The organism is Citrobacter sp., from assembly GCF_050252275.1.
GTDB lineage: Bacteria > Pseudomonadota > Gammaproteobacteria > Enterobacterales > Enterobacteriaceae > Citrobacter_A > Citrobacter_A amalonaticus.
This window is the reverse complement of sequence record NZ_JBFWLF010000056.1, coordinates 1-17,976: the sequence shown is the minus strand read 5'-3', so window position 1 is coordinate 17,976 and position 17,976 is coordinate 1. Positions and strand designations below refer to the sequence as shown.

Here is a 17,976-nt window from a genome sequence, read left to right as displayed (position 1 = left end):
GTCTGATCGACTTTATCGTGCTGTCCGGTAACAGCAGCAAGCTGTGGCTGTTCCCGATTGTCGGTGCAGGCTACGCGATTGTTTACTACACCATCTTCCGCGTGCTGATCAAAGCGCTGGATCTGAAGACTCCGGGTCGTGAAGATAATACCGATGACGCGAAAGCGGGCGCGACCAGTGAAATGGCTCCTGCGTTGATTGCGGCATTTGGTGGTAAAGAAAACATCACTAACCTGGATGCGTGCATTACCCGTCTGCGTGTCAGCGTGGCTGACGTGGCGAAAGTGGATCAGGCTGGCCTGAAGAAACTGGGTGCCGCAGGTGTGGTGGTCGCAGGTTCCGGTGTTCAGGCAATTTTCGGTACGAAATCCGATAACCTGAAAACTGAGATGGATGAATACATCCGTAACAGCTAAGACCTAAGAAGTTGGGGAGAACTAAGGCAGCCGAATGGCTGCCTTTTTTACGGGCTACAATCAGAACTGATAGTTTGCGGTGATGCTCACATTGCGGGGCTCACCATAAACAATCGACCCTTCAACGTTGGTATCGTAGGTTTTATCGAACAGGTTATTGACGTTACCCTGCACGGAGAAGTTTTTGGTTACCTGATAGCGGGTGAACAAATCCACCAGCGCGTAACTGCCTTGCTCAGCACGGAAGGTACCGTACGGCGTCGCGGTATCGGTGTAGACGCGGTTCTGCCAGTTCACACCACCGCCGACGGTCAAATCAGGTATCACCGGCAGACGGTAGCGGGTGAAAAGCTTGACGCTGGTACGTGGCAGATTCGGATTAACGGCGTTGCCTTCATTGTCTTCTGCGACGTAACGCGTCGCGCCAAAGGTCATCTGCCAGTTATCGGTAATCGCGCCGTTAACTTCGAATTCAACCCCTTTGCTGACGGTCCCGTTCGCGGTTTTATAGGCAATTTCGCCATTGCTACCCGGAATCGGTGAACCGGTCGACTGGGCAACGTTATCCTGCTCAATGCGGAACACGGCGAGGGTGGTGGTCAGTCGGCTGTTCATCCAGTCAGACTTGAGGCCAACCTCATAGTTGTTACCGGTGATGGGCGTAAGGTATTTTCCGCCGCTATCGCGTTTATTCTGAGGCTGGAAGATGGAGGTATAACTGGCGTAAGTAGACCAGTTATCATTGATGTCATAAACCAGACCGGCATAGGGCGTAGTGTGGTTTTTTTCCATGCTGTAGCTCAGGGTATCAATACGCCAGTTGGTATAGCGTGCGCCGAGGATCAAGTGCAGCGGATCAGCCAGTGAAACGCGCGTTGCGGCGTACAACGACTTCATGTGCGTGGTGTCGTCCTGGGCCAGTGATTGCGGTGCCCAGTCGGTTTCCGGGAAATTGCCATTGAAGTTATTGAAACTGCCGATCTCATCCGGGAAGACGTTAGCCCAGGAGCTGTAATAGCGGTTGTTCTGTTTGCTGTAGCTGCCGCCGAACATCAGGTTATGCTGGCGACCAAACAGGTCATAGCTGCCGTCAGCAAAAAGATCCAGCGCATCGACTTTACGTTTGCCGCTGTTCCAGCCCGTACCGCCAACGTAATCGAACCCCGGTCCATAGTTGCTGTAAGGACCGACCAGCATGCCATCTGCCTTATTCACATACGCATCGACATACATCGTTTTACTGTCGAACTTGATTTCCGAGTGAGTGGCATTCATCGTCGCCTGCCAGGTGTCGGCAAAACGCTGTTTGAACGTGACAAAGACTTTATTGCTCTCTTTATCGTTATACGCCCAGTCTGGCGCGGTGCTACGGGCGCGATCATAGCTGTTTTTGCTGCCATCGGTGTTCCAGCGCGGTAGGCCACCCCAGGTTGGGCTATCCACTCTGATTTTTTGGTACTCATACCCGGCGGCCAGGCTGGTGGTTTCACCCAGGTCAGCATCAATGATGCCAGAGAAGAAGTTTTTCTCGTTGTGATAGCGATCGAGCCAGGAGTCGTTGTCCTGATAACCCGCCACTATGCGGCCGCGTACATTACCGTCATCGGTGAGCGGGCTTTGCAGATCCATCACGTAGCGCTGTTTATTCCAGCTGCCATATTCCGCCGAGACGTTGCCTTTGAACTCGCGGCTGGTGGCGTGTTTACGGATCATATTGATGGAGGCTGACGGGTTGCCGGTGCCGGTCATCAGACCGTTTGCACCGCGTACCACTTCCACGCGCTCATAGAGCGCCATATCGGTGAGGGCGTCACCCAGGTTCCAGCGGGATTCGAACCAGGTCGGAATACCATCAACCATATAGTTATCAATCTGGAAACCACGGGAGAAGTAACTGACGCGGTCAGAATCCGCCTGGCTTTTGCTGATCCCCAGCGTACTGTCCATCACGTCGCCCAGCGTTTGCAACTGCTGGTCTTCCATACGTTGTTCGCTGACGATGCTTACCGACTGCGGAATATCGCGTTGGGTCATCATCATTTTGGTTCCGGCGGTGGTGGATTTGACGCTGTAATCCTGTTCGTCGTTGCCCGCGGAGTCGGCTGGTACAGAACCGTCGACAATGACGGTCTCTTCCGGTGTGGTCGCCGCGAAACTCATGGATGGCATCAATGCCATCGCGATGCAGGCTGCCAGCAACGAGGGTGTTGCGCCAGCCTGGCATTGTTCATCCCTGTTGTGTGTTGTGAAAGACATCAGAAAGCCCTTAATAGTGAACGAACTCTGGCTCAGGCCATATAAGGTGGCGATGAGCCCCTTTTTATTTTTCTAACCATTTAATGCGCATGAAAATGCAAATGCGAAATATACGCATTCATATTAACTCTGTAAACAGATGTAACTTGCTTTCTGAAATCTTGTTTCATTACTTTTTGGCACAGGAGAGGGGATAAATGGTTATAAGAGCGCCATTGTGATGGTTTTTTGCTTAAGAAATCGTGGGTTAAGGTTGAAAGAGCAGGTTTAAGTCGATCATACTCTATACTCGCAATGTGGCTCAGCGTAGCATGACATCACGCATGGCAATTTTTAGAAAAGGAAAACGTCGTGGCAGAAGAGACTATATTCAGCAAGATTATTCGTCGTGAAATCCCTTCCGATATCGTTTACCAGGATGACCTGGTGACGGCATTCCGGGATATTTCACCCCAGGCGCCTACACACATCCTGATCATTCCCAACGTTCTGATCCCGACGGTCAATGACGTCAGCGCAGAGCATGAGCAGGCGCTGGGACGGATGATTACCGTGGCGGCAAAAATTGCCGAGCAGGAAGGCATTGCCGAAGATGGCTACCGCCTGATCATGAATACCAATCGTCATGGCGGTCAGGAGGTGTATCACATCCATATGCATCTGCTGGGCGGTCGTGCGCTCGGTCCTATGCTCGCGCACAAAGGCCTGTCATGATGACCAGAGGATGCATTGCGCTGTCACTGGGTCTGCTCTTACTTGCCGGGTGCCGTTCTCATCCTGAGATCCCGGTAAGCGATGAACAGTCGCTGGTGATGGAGTCGACGCTGCTGGCGGCGGGGATCACCGCGCAAGCGCCGACATTGACCACGTCTGATATTCAGCCCTCTGCATCCTCAACGCTGTATAACGAAAGGCAAAAACCCGTTACCGTTCATTATCGCTTTTACTGGTATGACGCCAGGGGGTTAGAAATGCATCCTCTGGAAGCGCCGCGCAGTGTGACGATTCCGGCGCATTCGTCGGTCACGCTGTATGGCAGCGCCAATTATCTGGGGGCGCACAAAGTCAGACTTTATCTTTATTTGTAAGGGGTGAATCTTGAAGACAAAAATGAGTCGCTACGCATTGATAGCCGCGCTGGCGATGTTCCTGTCCGGTTGTGTGGTGCAACGTGAACCCGCTCCGGTTGATGAGGTGAAACCCACGCCGGAACAGCCCGCACAGCCGCAAGAACCTGCTCCTGGGGTCCCTTCGGTGCCTACGATCCCGGGACAGCCGGGGCCTATTGAACATGAAGATCAGACTGCGGCACCGGCGCCGCGCATACGTCATTACGACTGGAATAGCGCGATGCAGCCGATGGTGGGCAAAATGTTGCAAGCCGACGGCGTGACGGCGGGGAGCGTACTGCTGGTCGATAGCGTGAATAACCGTACTAACGGTTCGCTGAACGCGGGTGAAGCCACTGAAACGCTGCGCAATGCGTTGGCGAACAATGGCAAATTTACCCTGGTCTCTGCGCAACAGTTGTCGATGGCAAAACAGCAGTTAGGGCTGTCGCCGCAGGACAGTCTGGGAACGCGTAGCAAAGCGATTGGTATTGCCCGTAACGTTGGCGCGCACTACGTGCTTTATTCCAGCGCATCGGGTAACGTCAACGCGCCATCACTGCAAATGCAACTAATGCTGGTACAAACTGGCGAGATAATCTGGTCAGGTAAAGGTGCCGTTCAGCAGCAATAATATCCCAGAGCGCGACGCGGTGTTGTCGCGCTACTTTCCGCACTATCGTCCCGTCGCTGAAGGCCAGAGCGGTCTTAGCGGTGGGAGTGTGATTATTGAAAGTCCAACCCAGCGGCTGGTTCTTCGCCGCCATCACGATCCCGATGCGCCGCAAGCGCATTTTTTACGCCAGTATCATGCTTTATCGCGGCTGCCTGAAAGCCTTGCGCCGAAGCCGCGTTTTTACCTGAACGGCTGGATGGCGGTGGACTATGTTCCGGGTGAGATAAAATCCGGACTGCCGGGAGCCGACGAACTGGCGAGCTTACTGTATTATCTTCATCAGCAGCCCTGTTTTGGCTGGCGTATCTGTCTGCTACCGCTGCTGGAACAATACTGGCAGGGAAGCGATCCGGCACGGCGAACACCACGCTGGTTAAGAGAGTTAAAACGTCTGCGCAAGCGAAGGGAGCCTCGTCCGCTACGCCTCGCGCCGCTGCATATGGATGTCCACGCCGCCAACATCGTTCATGGCCCGGCAGGGCTACGGCTGATCGACTGGGAATATGCCGGAGACGGTGATATCGCTCTTGAACTGGCGGCGGTGTGGGTGGACGATGTTGAGCAACACCGGCAACTGGTCGACGCGTATGCCGTTAGCGCACGCATAGACGGGCACAAATTATGGCAACAGGTCAGACGCTGGTATCCGTGGATACTGATGCTGAAGGCCGGTTGGTTTGAATACCGCTGGCAACAGACCGGCGAACGACAATTTATCAGTCTGGCCGATGCAACCTGGCGGCAGCTGGCAACGAAGGATTAAGGAGAGCAGTGTGGGTCCAGTAATGTTGAATGTCGAAGGGTTTGAGCTGGATGCGGAAGAGCGTGAGATTCTGGCCCATCCGCTGGTGGGCGGTTTGATTCTGTTTACGCGCAATTACCACGACCCGGAACAGTTACGTGAACTGGTGCGCCAGATCCGTGCGGCGTCGCGCAACCATCTGGTAGTGGCCGTCGATCAGGAAGGCGGGCGCGTACAGCGTTTCCGGGAAGGATTCACCCGACTGCCCGCCGCACAGTCTTTTGCGGCGCTGCACGGGCTGGAAACAGGCGGTAAACTGGCGGAAGAGGCCGGATGGCTGATGGCCAGTGAAATGATCGCGATGGATATTGATATCAGCTTTGCGCCGGTACTGGATGTCGGGCATATCAGCGCTGCGATTGGCGAACGTTCCTATCATGCTGACCCGATCAAAGCGCTGGCGATGGCGACCCGTTTTATTGACGGTATGCACGCGGCAGGAATGAAAACCACCGGCAAACATTTCCCCGGTCATGGCGCGGTAACCGCCGATTCGCATAAAGAGACGCCGACCGATCCGCGTCCGGAAGCGGAAATTCGGGCGAAAGATATGTCCGTGTTCCGCACGCTGATTACCGAAAACAAGCTGGACGCTATCATGCCGGCGCACGTCATTTACAGCGACGTTGATCCGCGTCCGGCGAGCGGCTCTCCGCACTGGCTGAAAACAGTTCTGCGTCAGGAGTTAGGTTTTGACGGCGTCATTTTCTCTGATGATCTGTCGATGGAAGGGGCCGCGATCATGGGCAGCTATGCTGAGCGTGGGCAGGCATCGCTGGATGCGGGTTGTGATATGATTCTGGTCTGCAATAATCGTAAAGGGGCGGTCAGTGTGTTAGATAATCTGTCGCCGATCAATGCAGAGCGTGTTACACGTTTGTATCATAAAGGTTCATTTTCGCGTCAGGAACTGATGGACTCGGCGCGCTGGAAAACCGTCAGCGCGCAGCTCAACCAGTTACATGAACGCTGGCAGGAAGAGAAAGCAGGTCATTAACGCACGTTTGGTGAGGATGCGATGATTATCTATTTACACGGTTTCGACTCTAACAGTCCGGGAAACCACGAAAAAGTCTTGCAGCTGCAGTTTATCGACCCGGACGTCAGACTGATAAGCTACAGCACGCGTCATCCGAAACATGACATGCAGCATCTGCTGAAAGAAGTGGACAAAATGTTGCAGCTTAATGTTGATGAGCGACCGTTGATTTGCGGCGTTGGCCTCGGCGGCTACTGGGCAGAACGCATTGGTTTTCTCTGCGATGTTCGCCAGGTGGTGTTTAATCCGAACCTGTTTCCGTATGAGAACATGGAAGGCAAGATCGATCGTCCGGAAGAGTATGCCGATATCGCCACTAAGTGCGTGACCAACTTCCGTGAGAAGAATCGCGATCGTTGCCTGGTTATTCTCTCGCGTCATGACGAAGCCCTGAACAGCCAACGGTCGTCAGAAGAGCTCCACCATTTCTATGAGATCGTGTGGGACGAAGAGCAGACACATAAGTTTAAGAATATTTCGCCGCACTTGCAGCGCATCAAAGCGTTTAAGACCCTGGGTTGACCCCTTGTCTGTCAGAATTGTCGAATCAAGCCAGCCTTCGGGCTGGTTTTTTTTGCCTGTTTTTCTGGCGTTGTCTATCTTTTCAGCAGCAAAACTTGATACACATCAATTTTGGTATGACCAATGCACCGCATGTGTTATTCTCACTCTCGAAGGACATTTTCATTGTCGTAACTTGTTGTTAATTAAAGGCTATGTTTATAACGTTTAATTAACAATTGGTTAATCATTTTAAGGGGGTCACGTTGACTACACCATTGAAAAAGATCGTGATTGTCGGCGGGGGAGCTGGCGGGCTGGAAATGGCGACGCAGTTGGGACACAAGCTGGGTCGCAAGAAAAAAGCGAAAATTACGCTGGTTGACAGAAACCACAGCCACCTGTGGAAACCCTTGCTGCACGAAGTGGCGACCGGTTCGCTGGATGAAGGCGTGGACGCGCTGAGCTATCTGGCGCATGCCCGTAACCATGGCTTCCAGTTCCAGTTGGGCTCGGTGATGAACATCGATCGCGAAGCGAAAACCATCACTATCGCAGAACTGCGCGATGAGAAAGGTGAGCTGCTGGTGCCTGAACGCAAAATTGCCTATGACACGCTGGTGATGGCGCTGGGTAGCACCTCCAACGACTTCAACACGCCGGGCGTGAAAGAACACTGTATCTTCCTTGATAACCCGCATCAGGCGCGTCGTTTCCACCAGGAAATGCTGAACCTGTTCCTGAAGTATTCCGCCAATCTGGGCGCGAACGGTAAGGTGAATATTGCGATTGTCGGTGCCGGCGCGACGGGCGTAGAACTGTCGGCGGAACTGCATAACGCAGTGAAACAGCTGCACAGCTACGGCTACAAAGGACTGACCAACGATGCGCTGAACGTGACGCTGGTGGAAGCCGGTGAACGTATTCTGCCTGCACTGCCACCGCGTATTTCTTCGGCGGCGCATAACGAATTAACGAAACTCGGCGTTCGCGTACTGACCCAGACGATGGTGACCAGCGCGGATGCGGGCGGCCTGCACACTAAAGACGGTGAATATATTGAGGCCGATCTGATGGTCTGGGCGGCGGGCATCAAAGCGCCGGACTTTATGAAAGAGATTGGCGGTCTGGAGACCAACCGGATTAACCAACTGGTGGTCGAACCGACGCTGCAAACCACCCGCGATCCTGATGTTTACGCGATTGGCGACTGTGCTTCCTGTGCGCGTCCGGAAGGGGGCTTTGTGCCGCCACGTGCTCAGGCTGCGCATCAGATGGCGACCTGTGCGATGAACAATATTCTGGCACAGATGAACGGTAAGTCGCTGAAAGCGTATCAGTACAAAGACCACGGCTCGCTGGTGTCGCTCTCCAACTTCTCGACCGTCGGCAGTCTGATGGGCAATCTGACCAAAGGGTCGATGATGGTGGAAGGGCGTATTGCTCGTTTCGTCTACATCTCACTGTACCGTATGCACCAGATCGCACTGCACGGCTATTTTAAAACCGGTCTGATGATGCTGGTGGGCAGCATTAACCGTGTGATCCGCCCGCGTCTGAAACTGCATTAATCCCGCCTGACTCAGCATCGCCCGTTGGCGGTGCTGAGTGCCTTCTCCGTTCTGCCTCTTCCTTCAGAGTTCTCTGAATCATCCTGTTTTAACGACGACCAACGATATTTTCATCCGCAGTCTGATGGGCTTCTTATTGCATTGGTTGCAAAATTGTAACCAATAGCAAAGAAGGAGGATCTCCCGTGAATAAATCGATGTTGGCGGGTATAGGGATTGGCGTAGCTGCTGCGCTGGGTGTGGCGGCGGTTGCCAGTCTTAACGTGTTTGATCGTGGCCCACAGTATGCTCAGGTGGTTTCTGCAACACCTATCAAAGAGACGATTAAGACGCCGCGGCAGGAGTGTCGCAACGTGACGGTGACGCATCGCAAGCCTGTCCAGGATGAGAACCGCATTACCGGTTCAGTGCTGGGGGCGGTTGCCGGTGGCGTGATTGGTCATCAGTTCGGCGGCGGACGAGGTAAGGATGTGGCAACGGTGGTCGGGGCGTTGGGGGGCGGTTACGCCGGTAACCAGATCCAGGGCTCGATGCAGGAAAACGACACCTATACGTCCACGCAGCAGCGCTGCAAAACCGTCTATGACAAGTCGGAAAAAATGCTCGGTTACGATGTCACCTATAAGATTGGCGACCAGCAGGGCAAGATTCGCATGGATAAAGATCCCGGCACACAGATCCCGCTGGATAATAACGGCCAGCTGATTCTGAATAACAACGCGTAAAAAAGCGGTACTCTGTAAGTTAGCCCCTCATTCGCTCAGGCTGAGGGGCTTTTTTTTATCAGAAAGTTAAGGCGTAGTTCAGACCAAAGGTACGACCCCGGCCCTTATATTCGTACAGCGATGGACTGCCATAGGTTGGGCTGTACAGCAATGGCGCGCGCTGTCCCCACAGGGTGGTGTAATCTTCATCCAGCAGGTTTTCAATGCTGAAGGTCAGTTTGCCCAGCGGGAGTTGATAGCTGCCAATAAAGTCCACGGTGTTATAGCCATCCAGCTTGTTGCCGCTGGCATCGGTGAGATCAAACGACTGTTGGGTCTGAACCCGCAGCGACCACGGCTCGGGCGCCCAGCCGACCCAGGCGGTGGCTTTGGACGGCGACGCGAGCGTTACGTCCCATTTTTCCCATTTTCCGTTCTTTTTCACTTCAGATTTCAGGACGTTAAAGTTCGCACCGAGACTCCAGTCACTGTCAGGGATGAAGTAATCCGCCGCGCCTTCCACGCCGTAAATCCGGCGATCGTCAGGTTCCACGCGGATCGTCATATCGCTGCGGTTAATCACAATCGACTTATCGGACGTCGAATAGTACGCCGCCAGTTGGGTACGCAGATTATCGCCGGTATAACGCCAGCCCAGCTCATACGAATTGACCTTGATCCCTTCAAGACGCGAATCCGCCACGTTCACGCTGCGCTGGAGCTGATAATGATCGCCCACCAACTGGTAAGTGCCGTTGCCGTAGTATTTCCCGGGATCCGGTAGCTCAACGCCCTGGGAGAAGTTAAACCATGTCTGCTGGCGTTCGGTGAGATGCGCCAACAGCCCGGCATTGAACAAGAAATTGTCGTAATCGGTTTTGCCGCCAGGGATAGCATCGGCTGAACTTGCTAAACCGTTGGCAATCCCCTGTTGTTGCGCGTAACCCACGAAATCATCAACCCGGTTTTCTGTCCATTGATAGCGCACGCCACCGCTCAGAGTGAAGATGTCGTTAATGTCGTAACTGCTTTGCAGGAACGGAGCGAAGTTGGTGATGCTGTAACCGGGATAACGTCCGGTCGTGTAGGCCGTGCGATTGTCCATCCCGCCTGACGGCACAGACCAGGCCAGATCGAAGAACTTCTGGTTGGAGTCGAAGGTTTCATGATCCGCATCGACGCCCCACGTCAGCTCCCAGTTGTCCATCAACTGACTGTTGAGAGTGATTTTGGCGCCGAACTGGTCGGTATCCTGCTGCGACGCCGAGAAGCTGGTCACCTGACCTTTGCTGAGCGTCGGGAAGGGGTAGAACTTTAGCGACTCGTCGCGGTAATAGATTTGGCTGACCAGATTCTGGCCGAAGAAGTCCGCGTCAGAGTATTGCAGGCTGATCAGATGGCGCTCCGTCCCCGGAATACGGTCTGAACTCAGTCCGCTGCGTGTGCTGGCGGTGCCGCTACCGGTAACGGCGGACATGTTTTCGCCCAGGTATAACCCGTAATCTTCATCGCCCTGACTCTTGTAGTACTGGGTGACCAACTGTATCTGGCGGTTGTCATCGATATCGAGGGTGCCGGTCCCCATTACGTCCAGACGATCGGAGTGCTGCAGGCCGGTTTGCGTGTTGTCGAGCATCAGGGCATCACCGTTACCGTCATACCAACCGCCAAAGCGCTGATAGGCTACGGACAGTCGACCAGACGCGCGATCCGTTCCACCGCTGACCGCGGCGGCAACGCGCTCGTCGTGATCGTTGCTGTTGTTAAAACCCGATTTGCTGCCCAGTTCAAGGTCAACCTGGCGGTCCGGCTGGCCTTTTTTGGTCACAACGTTGATTAAGCCGCCGGTACTGCCGCCGCCATATAGCGAGGTTGCGCCTGAAATGACCTCAATGTGGGCGATGTTAAAGGGATCGATAGAATCCAGCTGACGACTGTCGGTACGTGAAGAATTCAGGCGTACGCCGTCGATCAGCACGACAATCGCACGACCACGCATGTTCATTCCGTAGTTGGTACGTCCCTGGCTGCTGACATCGATGCCCGGAATCAGTTGCGCCAGCACGTCTTTGAACTCTTTGCCGCCCTGAACCTGTTGCTCAATCTCCTGGCCTTCAATGACCCAGGTGGTCTGTGCCATCTCGGCGACAGTTTTCTGGCTACGGTTAGCGCTGACGATGAGGTTTTCTTCTTCTGTTTGCGCCGCCGCAGCGGGCAGAGTCAGGGCTAACAGGACAGGGTTGAGAACCCAAAGACGCTTATTCATTCGCATTCCTTTCTGAAAATATCTGTGCAGGTGAAGGTTTTCACCGGTCGTAGCCGGCTGTTACATTGTGAAACATATACAAAATCAAATGCGAATATTGCTGATAATAATTGTTATTATCAATGTTTTTTTTACAAAAAAGTGAACCTAACTAAGTGATAACATTAGTTATTATGCGGTAATCATGGTGAAGAAGGACCGGGAAATGACGTTCCCCGGTCAACAAAGCGATCAGGTCTTCAGCAGTTCAGGCCACAGGCGTAGGGTAGTGTGGGTGATTTGCTGTAGCTTGTCGAAACTGGCGCCTTCCCGGGCGCTGATGGACATCCCCTGCAAAATGCAGCTCAGATACTCGGCAAGATGTTGCACATCGCAGTGCGCCGGGATCTCGCCGCGTTCCTGCCGTTGACGAAGAAATTGCGTCAGGGTTTGTTCCTGCATGGCGTGACGTGATTTCACCGTATGTGCAATATCGCGTGACGCGGCGGCAAGCGTCGCGGAGGTATTAATCATAAAGCAGCCAGCGGGGGTGTCTTTGCTGGTGAAACAGGTTGCCACTGCGGTGAAGTAATCCTCCAGTGCCGCTTCAACGCTTTTCTCTTCGCAGAATAACTGCGCTTCATGTTTTGCCGCGAAGCGGGCGATGTATCTGTCCAGCACCGCGCGGAACAGACCCTCTTTATTGGTGAATTCCGCATACAGCGTTGGCGCTTTCGCACCCGTCGCTTCAACAAGGTCAGAAAGCGATGTTGCTTCATAACCGTGCTGCCAGAAGAGTGTCATGGCCTTATCAAGCGCGGCTTCCCTGTCGAACACTTTTGGTCGGCCACGGCTTTTTTTAACGCAACCTGTCGATTCAGTTGTCATGATGCCGTTGTACCTTAATGGGCTTAGTGAGCAACCATTATAAAAATAAACCCGCACAGGCTCCAGCGCATTCGTGAGAAAAAGTTTTTCAGCTTAGTTGTATGAAAGATAAGTGCTTTTGTTTTTATATAACGATCGTTATAAAAAATGGGTTGACTTGTGACCTGGATCACATCTATCATTTATCTATCGATCGTTAAGTAAATGCTTACGACGCCCAATCATCTGCAAAAGGTCACTATTATGAAAAACGTAAAAACCCTCATCGCTGCTGCTGTTCTGAGTTCACTGTCATTTGCAAGCTTCGCGGCTGTAGAAGTTCAGTCCACGCCTGCCGGTCAGCAAAAAGTCGGTACCATCTCTGCAAATGCAGGGACTAACCTGAGTTCATTGCAGGACGAACTGGCGCAGAAAGCGGATGCCATGGGGGCGAAATCATTCCGCATTACTTCTGTGACGGGTCCAAACAACCTGCACGGTACCGCGGTAATTTATAAATAAGCATTAACCCTCATTGATGCCTGCTGCTGCAAAATAACGTGATAAAAAAAGCCCCGCTGAATGTATTTCAGCGGGGCTTTTTCATGTCCGGAATCGTTACATCGACTGCTGATCCACCTCGCGATGGCGTCGGACATCGACCGGCATCCCGGAACGAACGTCCATCACATGCTGCATCACCGCCGCGTCCGTCTGCGCGGAATCTTTAAACGATTGCAGAGTGCTGTTTAAGACAATAGGCAGAACCTGCGGGTCATCATCTATATTTTTCGACAGAGGCTGGTGGACTTCGACCAGCCGCGTCCCGTCCGGCTCAACCGAGGCTTTGATCGGGGTATTGATGATATTCACTTTGGTGCCCGGTGTAACCTGTCTGAACAGGGTCTCAATATCGCCATCACGCAGGCGGATACAGCCAGAACTGACGCGCATGCCGATACCGAAATCAGCGTTGGTGCCATGCAGCAGATAGACGCCACCATACGCCGCTAAGCGAATAGCATGGTGTCCCATCGGGTTATCCGGTCCGGCAGGCACCACCGCCGGAAGGATAATTCCTTGCGCTTTATAGCGGGCACGGATATTCGCCGTCGGCGTCCAGGTTGGGTTGGCGCGCTTGTCGGAGACGGTTGTGACCATCGTCGGGGTCAGGGTATCACCGCCCAACTGGCCAATGCCGATAGGGTAGACGGTGACCGAATTTTTCCTCGGATGGTAGTAGTAGAGACGCAGTTCAGCCAGGTTGATAACAATGCCTTCACGCGGAGCATCCGGTAGCAGCGTCTGCAAGGGGATGGTCAGCACGCTGCCCGCGCGGGGAACGTAGGGATCCACGCCGGGATTAGCCTGCAACAGCGCGAGAAAACCGACGTTATATTTTTTCGCGATGGCTTCCAGCGAACCTCCGTTATTTTCAACAACGTGGTACTTATTTTCCCCGACCAGTTTGCTGCCAGGCGGAGGAAGAGGCCAGGTATTCGCCTGTGCGGGAAGCGCAAGCACTATGCTGGCGGCGAGCGCAAAAAAGGCCAGCCAGCGGGAAAGTCGCATCTTGTTCATTATCATCACAAATCAAAGGGTTATTATGCCAGAAGAGTCCAATAATAATTATGGCGGGGCGGCGTGTCTTTAAATGCAAGGGAAGTGCAAAGAGTTGTAAAGATCGCGGAACCTTGCCTGATAGCGCGGCGCTTATCAGGCCTACGGCCTGGAATCGATGTGTAGGCCGGATAAGGCGCAACCGCCATCCGGCACCACTCAATCACGCTACGGCGTTTTCTTCCAGTTGCTGCATAAACTGGCGCACCCAGTCCATCCGCGTTTTCCGCTCGGTCAGATCCTGGATGAACTTCAGTCGTGTCGGCCCGTCAAGACGGAAGTGCTGCGGCTGTTTTTGTAGCAGTCCAATCAGCCAGCCTGGGTTAACATGGTTCTTCTCGGCGAATTCGATAGTGCCGCCTTTCTCATTGCCTTCCAGTTTGCGGATACCCAGCTTCTGCGCCTGTTGACGCAAGCGGGCGATATCCAGCAGGGTACGCGCCGGATCGGGCAGCAGACCGAAGCGGTCGATCAGCTCCACTTTGATCTCTTCCAGTTCATTCTCGCTCTTCGCGCTGGCGATACGCTTGTAGAACGACAGGCGGGTATTCACGTCCGGGATGTAATCGTCCGGCAGCAGCGACGGCATACGCAGTTCGACTTCAGTTTGCTGGCTGGTGAGATCTTCCAGCGATGGCTCGCGTCCGGCCTTCAGGGCATCGACGGCGTTTTCCAGCAGCTCCATATACAGCGAAAAGCCGATGGTTTCCATCGAACCGCTCTGTTCTTCCCCGAGCAGTTCACCTGCGCCGCGGATCTCCAGATCGTGAGTCGCCAGCGCAAAGCCCGCCCCCAGGTCTTCCAGCGAGGCAATCGCTTCCAGGCGTTTTTGCGCGTCGGTGGTCATCGCTTTGGGATGCGGCGTCAGCAGCCAGGCATACGCCTGATGGTGTGAACGTCCTACGCGGCCGCGCAACTGGTGTAACTGTGCCAGACCGAAGTGATCCGCACGCTCGATAATAATCGTGTTGGCGGTCGGGATATCAATCCCGGTTTCGATAATGGTGGTACAGACCAGCACGTTAAAACGCTGATGGTGGAAGTCGTTCATCACGCGTTCCAGTTCGCGTTCGCGCATCTGCCCATGACCAATGGCAATTCGCGCCTCCGGCACCAGCTCCGCCAGCCTGTCGGCGGCTTTCTGGATGTTCTCGACATCATTATAAAGATAGTAGACCTGCCCGCCGCGCAGCACTTCACGCAGAATTGCCTCACGGACCACCAGCGCATCGTACTCGCGAACAAACGTTTTCACCGCCAGACGCCGCGCTGGCGGCGTGGCGATAATCGACAGATCGCGCATGCCGCTCATGGCCATGTTCAGCGTACGCGGGATTGGCGTGGCGGTCAGCGTCAGAATGTCCACATCGGCGCGCATCGCTTTGATGCGCTCTTTATGGCGCACGCCGAAGCGGTGCTCTTCATCGACGATCAGTAGCCCCAGATCTTTCAGTTTCACATCGCTTTGCAGCAGTTTATGCGTACCGATCAGAATATCAATTTTCCCTTCGGCAACCTGTTCCAGGATCTGCGCCTGTTCTTTGGCGCTACGGAAGCGGGAAAGCATTTCGATGCGCACCGGCCAGTTGGCAAAACGGTCGCGGAAATTATCAAAGTGTTGCTGGGCGAGCAGAGTGGTCGGCACCAGCACCGCCACCTGCTTGTGGTTTTCGACCGCGAGAAACGCGGCGCGCATCGCCACTTCGGTTTTACCAAATCCAACGTCACCACACACCAGGCGGTCCATCGCCAGCGGCTGACACATATCGCTAAGTACAGCGTTAATCGCCTGCGCCTGGTCGGGAGTGGTTTCAAAGGGGAAACCGTCGCAGAACAGTTGATACTGCTCGCGATCGTGTTTGAAGGCGAAACCCTCTTTTGCCGCGCGTTGAGCGTAGATGTCCAGCAGCTCGGCTGCCACGTCGCGCACTTTCTCTGCCGCTTTTTGTCGCGCGCGTGACCAGGCGTCGCCGCCGAGTTTATGCAGCGGCGCGTTCTCTTCCGCGCCTCCGGCGTAACGGCTGATCAGATGCAAAGAGGAGACCGGGACGTACAGTTTGGCGTCATTAGCGTAGGTGAGCATCAGATATTCACCTTTGATCCCGCCCGCTTCCAGCGTGGTCATCCCAGCATAGCGTCCAACGCCATGCTCCAGATGCACCACGGGCTGACCCGGATGCAACTCTGCCAGGTTGCGGATCAGCGTATCCGGGTTAATCGTGCGGCGCGAATCCTGACGACGGCGCGCCACGCGTTCGCCCAGCAGGTCGCTTTCACAAATGAGTGCCAGATTGCGCGTCGTATCGATAAACCCATGCTCGGCGGCGCCAATCATCAGGTAGCGTCCTGCCTCCGTCGCGTCATCCAGACGCATAATGCGCTTCGGCGCGACTTTGATTCTGGCGAGCAGTTCACCCAGAGATTCGCGGCGGCCTTCACTCTCAACTGAGAAAATCACCGGCCCGTTGAAGGACTCGAGGAATTTGCGCAGCGCATCCAGCGGTGATTTTTGCTGCGCCTGAACCGCGAGATCCGGCAGCGACTGGAAGCCTAAGTTGGTATTTGCCGCCTTGGCGGGAAGGTGGTCGGTTTTGAGCTGCACGCGCGGCCAGCGTTTGAGTTCAGAAAAGAGCTCATCGACACGCAACCAGAGGGACTCCGGTGGCAGCAGCGGACGCATCGGATCCACGCCACGGTTTTCGAAACGCGCCAGCGTATCGGCCTGGAAACGCTCGGCGCTGTTTTCTAAATCGCCAGTATTGACCACCAGCGTATTGGCCGGGAAATAGCTAAACAGCGGCGGCAGCGGCTCGCTGAAAAACAGCGGCTGCCAGTATTCGATCCCCGCCGGCAAAGTGCCTTTGCTGACCTGTTGATAAATATGCTCTGCGTCGCGCTTCACCTCGAAGGTATCGCGCCACTGGCTGCGAAACAGTTCGATAGCCGTTTTGTCGGTTGGGAACTCGTGGGCGGGTAGCAGATTGATGGCGTCGACTTCTTCCAGCGTGCGCTGGGTGTCCGCGTCAAACAGGCGCAGACTGTCAATTTCATCGTCGAAGAAATCCAGACGATAGGGCTGTTCGCTACCCATGGGGTACAGATCCAGCAGCGCGCCGCGGGTAGCGTATTCGCCATGTTCCATGACCTGATCAACATGCCGGTAACCAGCGCTGTCGAGCTGTAAACGCAGGGCATCGCGCGATAAACGCTGGCCTTTTTTCATCACCAGCGCATGACCGTGCAGATAGCTGTGCGGGCAGACGCGCTGCATCAGGGTATTGACCGGGACGATCAGCACGCCTCGCTGCATCGACGGTAACTGATACAGCGTGGAGAGACGTGAGGAGATAATTTCCTGATGCGGGGAGAAACTGTCGTAGGGCAGTGTTTCCCAGTCCGCGAGGCTCATGACCATCTGATCGGTAAACTGACGGATTTCATCATGCAGGCGCAGCGCGTTTTGCATATCGGGCGCCACGAGCACGACGGGACCATCATGACGTTCGGCAATTTCCGCCACCAGCGTGGCGCAGGCAGCCCCGGTCAGTTCACCTAACAGGCGCTGATCGCCCGCTTTCACGGGCAGCGTGTAACGTTGTTGTTCAGGCATTCGGTTGTCAGAATCTCTTTTAGGTAGTCGTCTGATAAGCAATGCCCTTTATTATCCGTGATCGCTCCTCATTAGCAAATTGAATCGCCCTCACCGGAGGGCGAAAAGTTTAGCGGGAATAGCTAACGGTTTGCGGGCGAGAAGGGGGAGAGAAGAGGATATCGCCGAACAGGTCCTGCGACACTTTACGCATGGCAAGACCCAACAGCGTGCACACCAACAGACTGGCAAACGGATAGACCAACAACAGGGCCAGTTCCAGTTCGGGGGACCAGACGGCGGCATTGATTTGTGGGATCAGCAGCAGGCTGAACGCCTCGACCAGAATGCGATGCGTGGTATAAATCGCGATAGTATTCGAACCGAGCACGTTAAGCAGACTGGATTCACGCATACCGAAGCGCTGCTCATACTGATAAAACAGCTTCATGATCAGCACAATAGAGACCAACGACAGCAGAAATGAGACGTTAAACAGCCATGCGGCGATAGCCAGCACGAAGGCAGCTGCGCAGGGCAGCGCATATCGGCGCAACGGCACTTCTTTAATCCCTGCCATC

General features: G+C 54.4%; 15 protein-coding genes and 1 pseudogene. 10 read left to right on the top strand and 6 right to left on the bottom strand.

Annotated elements, in window-relative coordinates:
* Positions 1 to 416 (top strand): glucose PTS transporter subunit EIIB (locus AB7E14_RS07050; protein ID WP_428169431.1); only part of this gene is annotated, 416 nt, incomplete at its 5' end.
* Between the two features lie 60 nt (positions 417 to 476).
* Here AB7E14_RS07050 and fhuE read toward each other — a convergent pair.
* Positions 477 to 2,672 carry a ferric-rhodotorulic acid/ferric-coprogen receptor FhuE gene (gene fhuE, locus AB7E14_RS07045; protein WP_316962219.1) on the bottom strand — a complete coding sequence of 732 codons (2,196 nt, stop codon included), beginning with the start codon at positions 2,670 to 2,672 and terminating at the stop codon, positions 477 to 479.
* A 351-nt stretch (positions 2,673 to 3,023) separates the two neighbouring features.
* On the opposite strand from fhuE, the gene hinT reads away from it, so the two are divergent.
* From hinT to AB7E14_RS07005, 8 genes are all read left to right on the top strand, one after another.
* On the top strand, positions 3,024 to 3,386 hold the full coding sequence (gene hinT, locus AB7E14_RS07040) for a purine nucleoside phosphoramidase (RefSeq protein ID WP_043000975.1): 363 nt from the start codon (positions 3,024 to 3,026) through the stop codon (positions 3,384 to 3,386).
* The gene (locus AB7E14_RS07035; protein WP_043000974.1) at positions 3,386 to 3,760 is read left to right on the top strand and encodes a YcfL family protein; all 375 of its coding nucleotides are present in this window, start codon (positions 3,386 to 3,388) and stop codon (positions 3,758 to 3,760) included. The genes hinT and AB7E14_RS07035 overlap by 1 nt, the downstream gene beginning before the upstream one ends.
* 22 nt (positions 3,761 to 3,782) lie before the next feature.
* The gene (gene lpoB, locus AB7E14_RS07030; RefSeq protein WP_044327000.1) at positions 3,783 to 4,415 is read left to right on the top strand and encodes a penicillin-binding protein activator LpoB; all 633 of its coding nucleotides are present in this window, start codon (positions 3,783 to 3,785) and stop codon (positions 4,413 to 4,415) included.
* Positions 4,396 to 5,220: a thiamine kinase gene (gene thiK / locus AB7E14_RS07025; RefSeq protein ID WP_316962220.1), complete on the top strand. Its 825-nt coding sequence runs from the start codon at positions 4,396 to 4,398 to the stop codon at positions 5,218 to 5,220. The genes lpoB and thiK overlap by 20 nt, the downstream gene beginning before the upstream one ends.
* Before the next feature lie 10 nt (positions 5,221 to 5,230).
* Positions 5,231 to 6,256 (top strand): beta-N-acetylhexosaminidase, encoded by a 1,026-nt coding sequence (nagZ, locus tag AB7E14_RS07020; RefSeq protein WP_043000971.1) that lies wholly within the window; start codon positions 5,231 to 5,233, stop codon positions 6,254 to 6,256.
* Between the two features lie 21 nt (positions 6,257 to 6,277).
* A complete protein-coding gene (ycfP, locus tag AB7E14_RS07015) occupies positions 6,278 to 6,820 on the top strand; it encodes an alpha/beta hydrolase YcfP (protein WP_043000970.1) in 543 nt (180 codons plus the stop codon).
* A 245-nt stretch (positions 6,821 to 7,065) separates the two neighbouring features.
* On the top strand, positions 7,066 to 8,370 hold the full coding sequence (ndh, locus tag AB7E14_RS07010) for an NADH-quinone dehydrogenase (protein ID WP_316962221.1): 1,305 nt from the start codon (positions 7,066 to 7,068) through the stop codon (positions 8,368 to 8,370).
* A 185-nt stretch (positions 8,371 to 8,555) separates the two neighbouring features.
* A complete protein-coding gene (locus AB7E14_RS07005; protein WP_043000968.1) occupies positions 8,556 to 9,095 on the top strand; it encodes a glycine zipper 2TM domain-containing protein in 540 nt (179 codons plus the stop codon).
* Between the two features lie 58 nt (positions 9,096 to 9,153).
* Here the strand turns inward: AB7E14_RS07005 and AB7E14_RS07000 are convergent, their stop codons facing one another.
* Together AB7E14_RS07000 and comR are read right to left on the bottom strand one after the other, a co-directional pair.
* The gene (locus AB7E14_RS07000; RefSeq protein ID WP_058587933.1) at positions 9,154 to 11,340 is read right to left on the bottom strand and encodes a TonB-dependent siderophore receptor; all 2,187 of its coding nucleotides are present in this window, start codon (positions 11,338 to 11,340) and stop codon (positions 9,154 to 9,156) included.
* Between the two features lie 231 nt (positions 11,341 to 11,571).
* Positions 11,572 to 12,207, bottom strand: a complete 636-nt coding sequence (gene comR, locus AB7E14_RS06995) for a TetR family copper-responsive transcriptional repressor ComR (RefSeq protein WP_044257979.1) — start codon at positions 12,205 to 12,207, stop codon at positions 11,572 to 11,574.
* A gap of 243 nt (positions 12,208 to 12,450) precedes the next feature.
* Between comR and bhsA the strand changes: the two genes are divergently transcribed.
* The gene (gene bhsA / locus AB7E14_RS06990) at positions 12,451 to 12,708 is read left to right on the top strand and encodes a multiple stress resistance protein BhsA (protein ID WP_043001950.1); all 258 of its coding nucleotides are present in this window, start codon (positions 12,451 to 12,453) and stop codon (positions 12,706 to 12,708) included.
* Positions 12,709 to 12,804: 96 nt separating this feature from the next.
* Here the strand turns inward: bhsA and ldtC are convergent, their stop codons facing one another.
* The 3 genes and pseudogenes from ldtC to AB7E14_RS06975 form a co-directional block, all read right to left on the bottom strand.
* Positions 12,805 to 13,770, bottom strand: a complete 966-nt coding sequence (ldtC, locus tag AB7E14_RS06985) for a L,D-transpeptidase LdtC (protein ID WP_316962311.1) — start codon at positions 13,768 to 13,770, stop codon at positions 12,805 to 12,807.
* Between the two features lie 199 nt (positions 13,771 to 13,969).
* The gene (gene mfd / locus AB7E14_RS06980; RefSeq protein WP_044327004.1) at positions 13,970 to 17,416 is read right to left on the bottom strand and encodes a transcription-repair coupling factor; all 3,447 of its coding nucleotides are present in this window, start codon (positions 17,414 to 17,416) and stop codon (positions 13,970 to 13,972) included.
* Between the two features lie 109 nt (positions 17,417 to 17,525).
* A pseudogene (locus AB7E14_RS06975) lies at positions 17,526 to 17,976 on the bottom strand (acyltransferase family protein); the annotation flags it as partial.

Coding starts and splice junctions, on each gene's coding strand:
- ycfP (WP_043000970.1), top strand. CDS start 6,278: ATGATTATCTATTTACACGGTTTCGACTCTAACAGTCCGGGAAACCAC.
- fhuE (WP_316962219.1), bottom strand. CDS start 2,672: ATGTCTTTCACAACACACAACAGGGATGAACAATGCCAGGCTGGCGCA.
- AB7E14_RS07000 (WP_058587933.1), bottom strand. CDS start 11,340: ATGAATAAGCGTCTTTGGGTTCTCAACCCTGTCCTGTTAGCCCTGACT.
- bhsA (WP_043001950.1), top strand. CDS start 12,451: ATGAAAAACGTAAAAACCCTCATCGCTGCTGCTGTTCTGAGTTCACTG.
- AB7E14_RS07035 (WP_043000974.1), top strand. CDS start 3,386: ATGACCAGAGGATGCATTGCGCTGTCACTGGGTCTGCTCTTACTTGCC.
- comR (WP_044257979.1), bottom strand. CDS start 12,207: ATGACAACTGAATCGACAGGTTGCGTTAAAAAAAGCCGTGGCCGACCA.
- lpoB (WP_044327000.1), top strand. CDS start 3,783: ATGAGTCGCTACGCATTGATAGCCGCGCTGGCGATGTTCCTGTCCGGT.
- mfd (WP_044327004.1), bottom strand. CDS start 17,416: ATGCCTGAACAACAACGTTACACGCTGCCCGTGAAAGCGGGCGATCAG.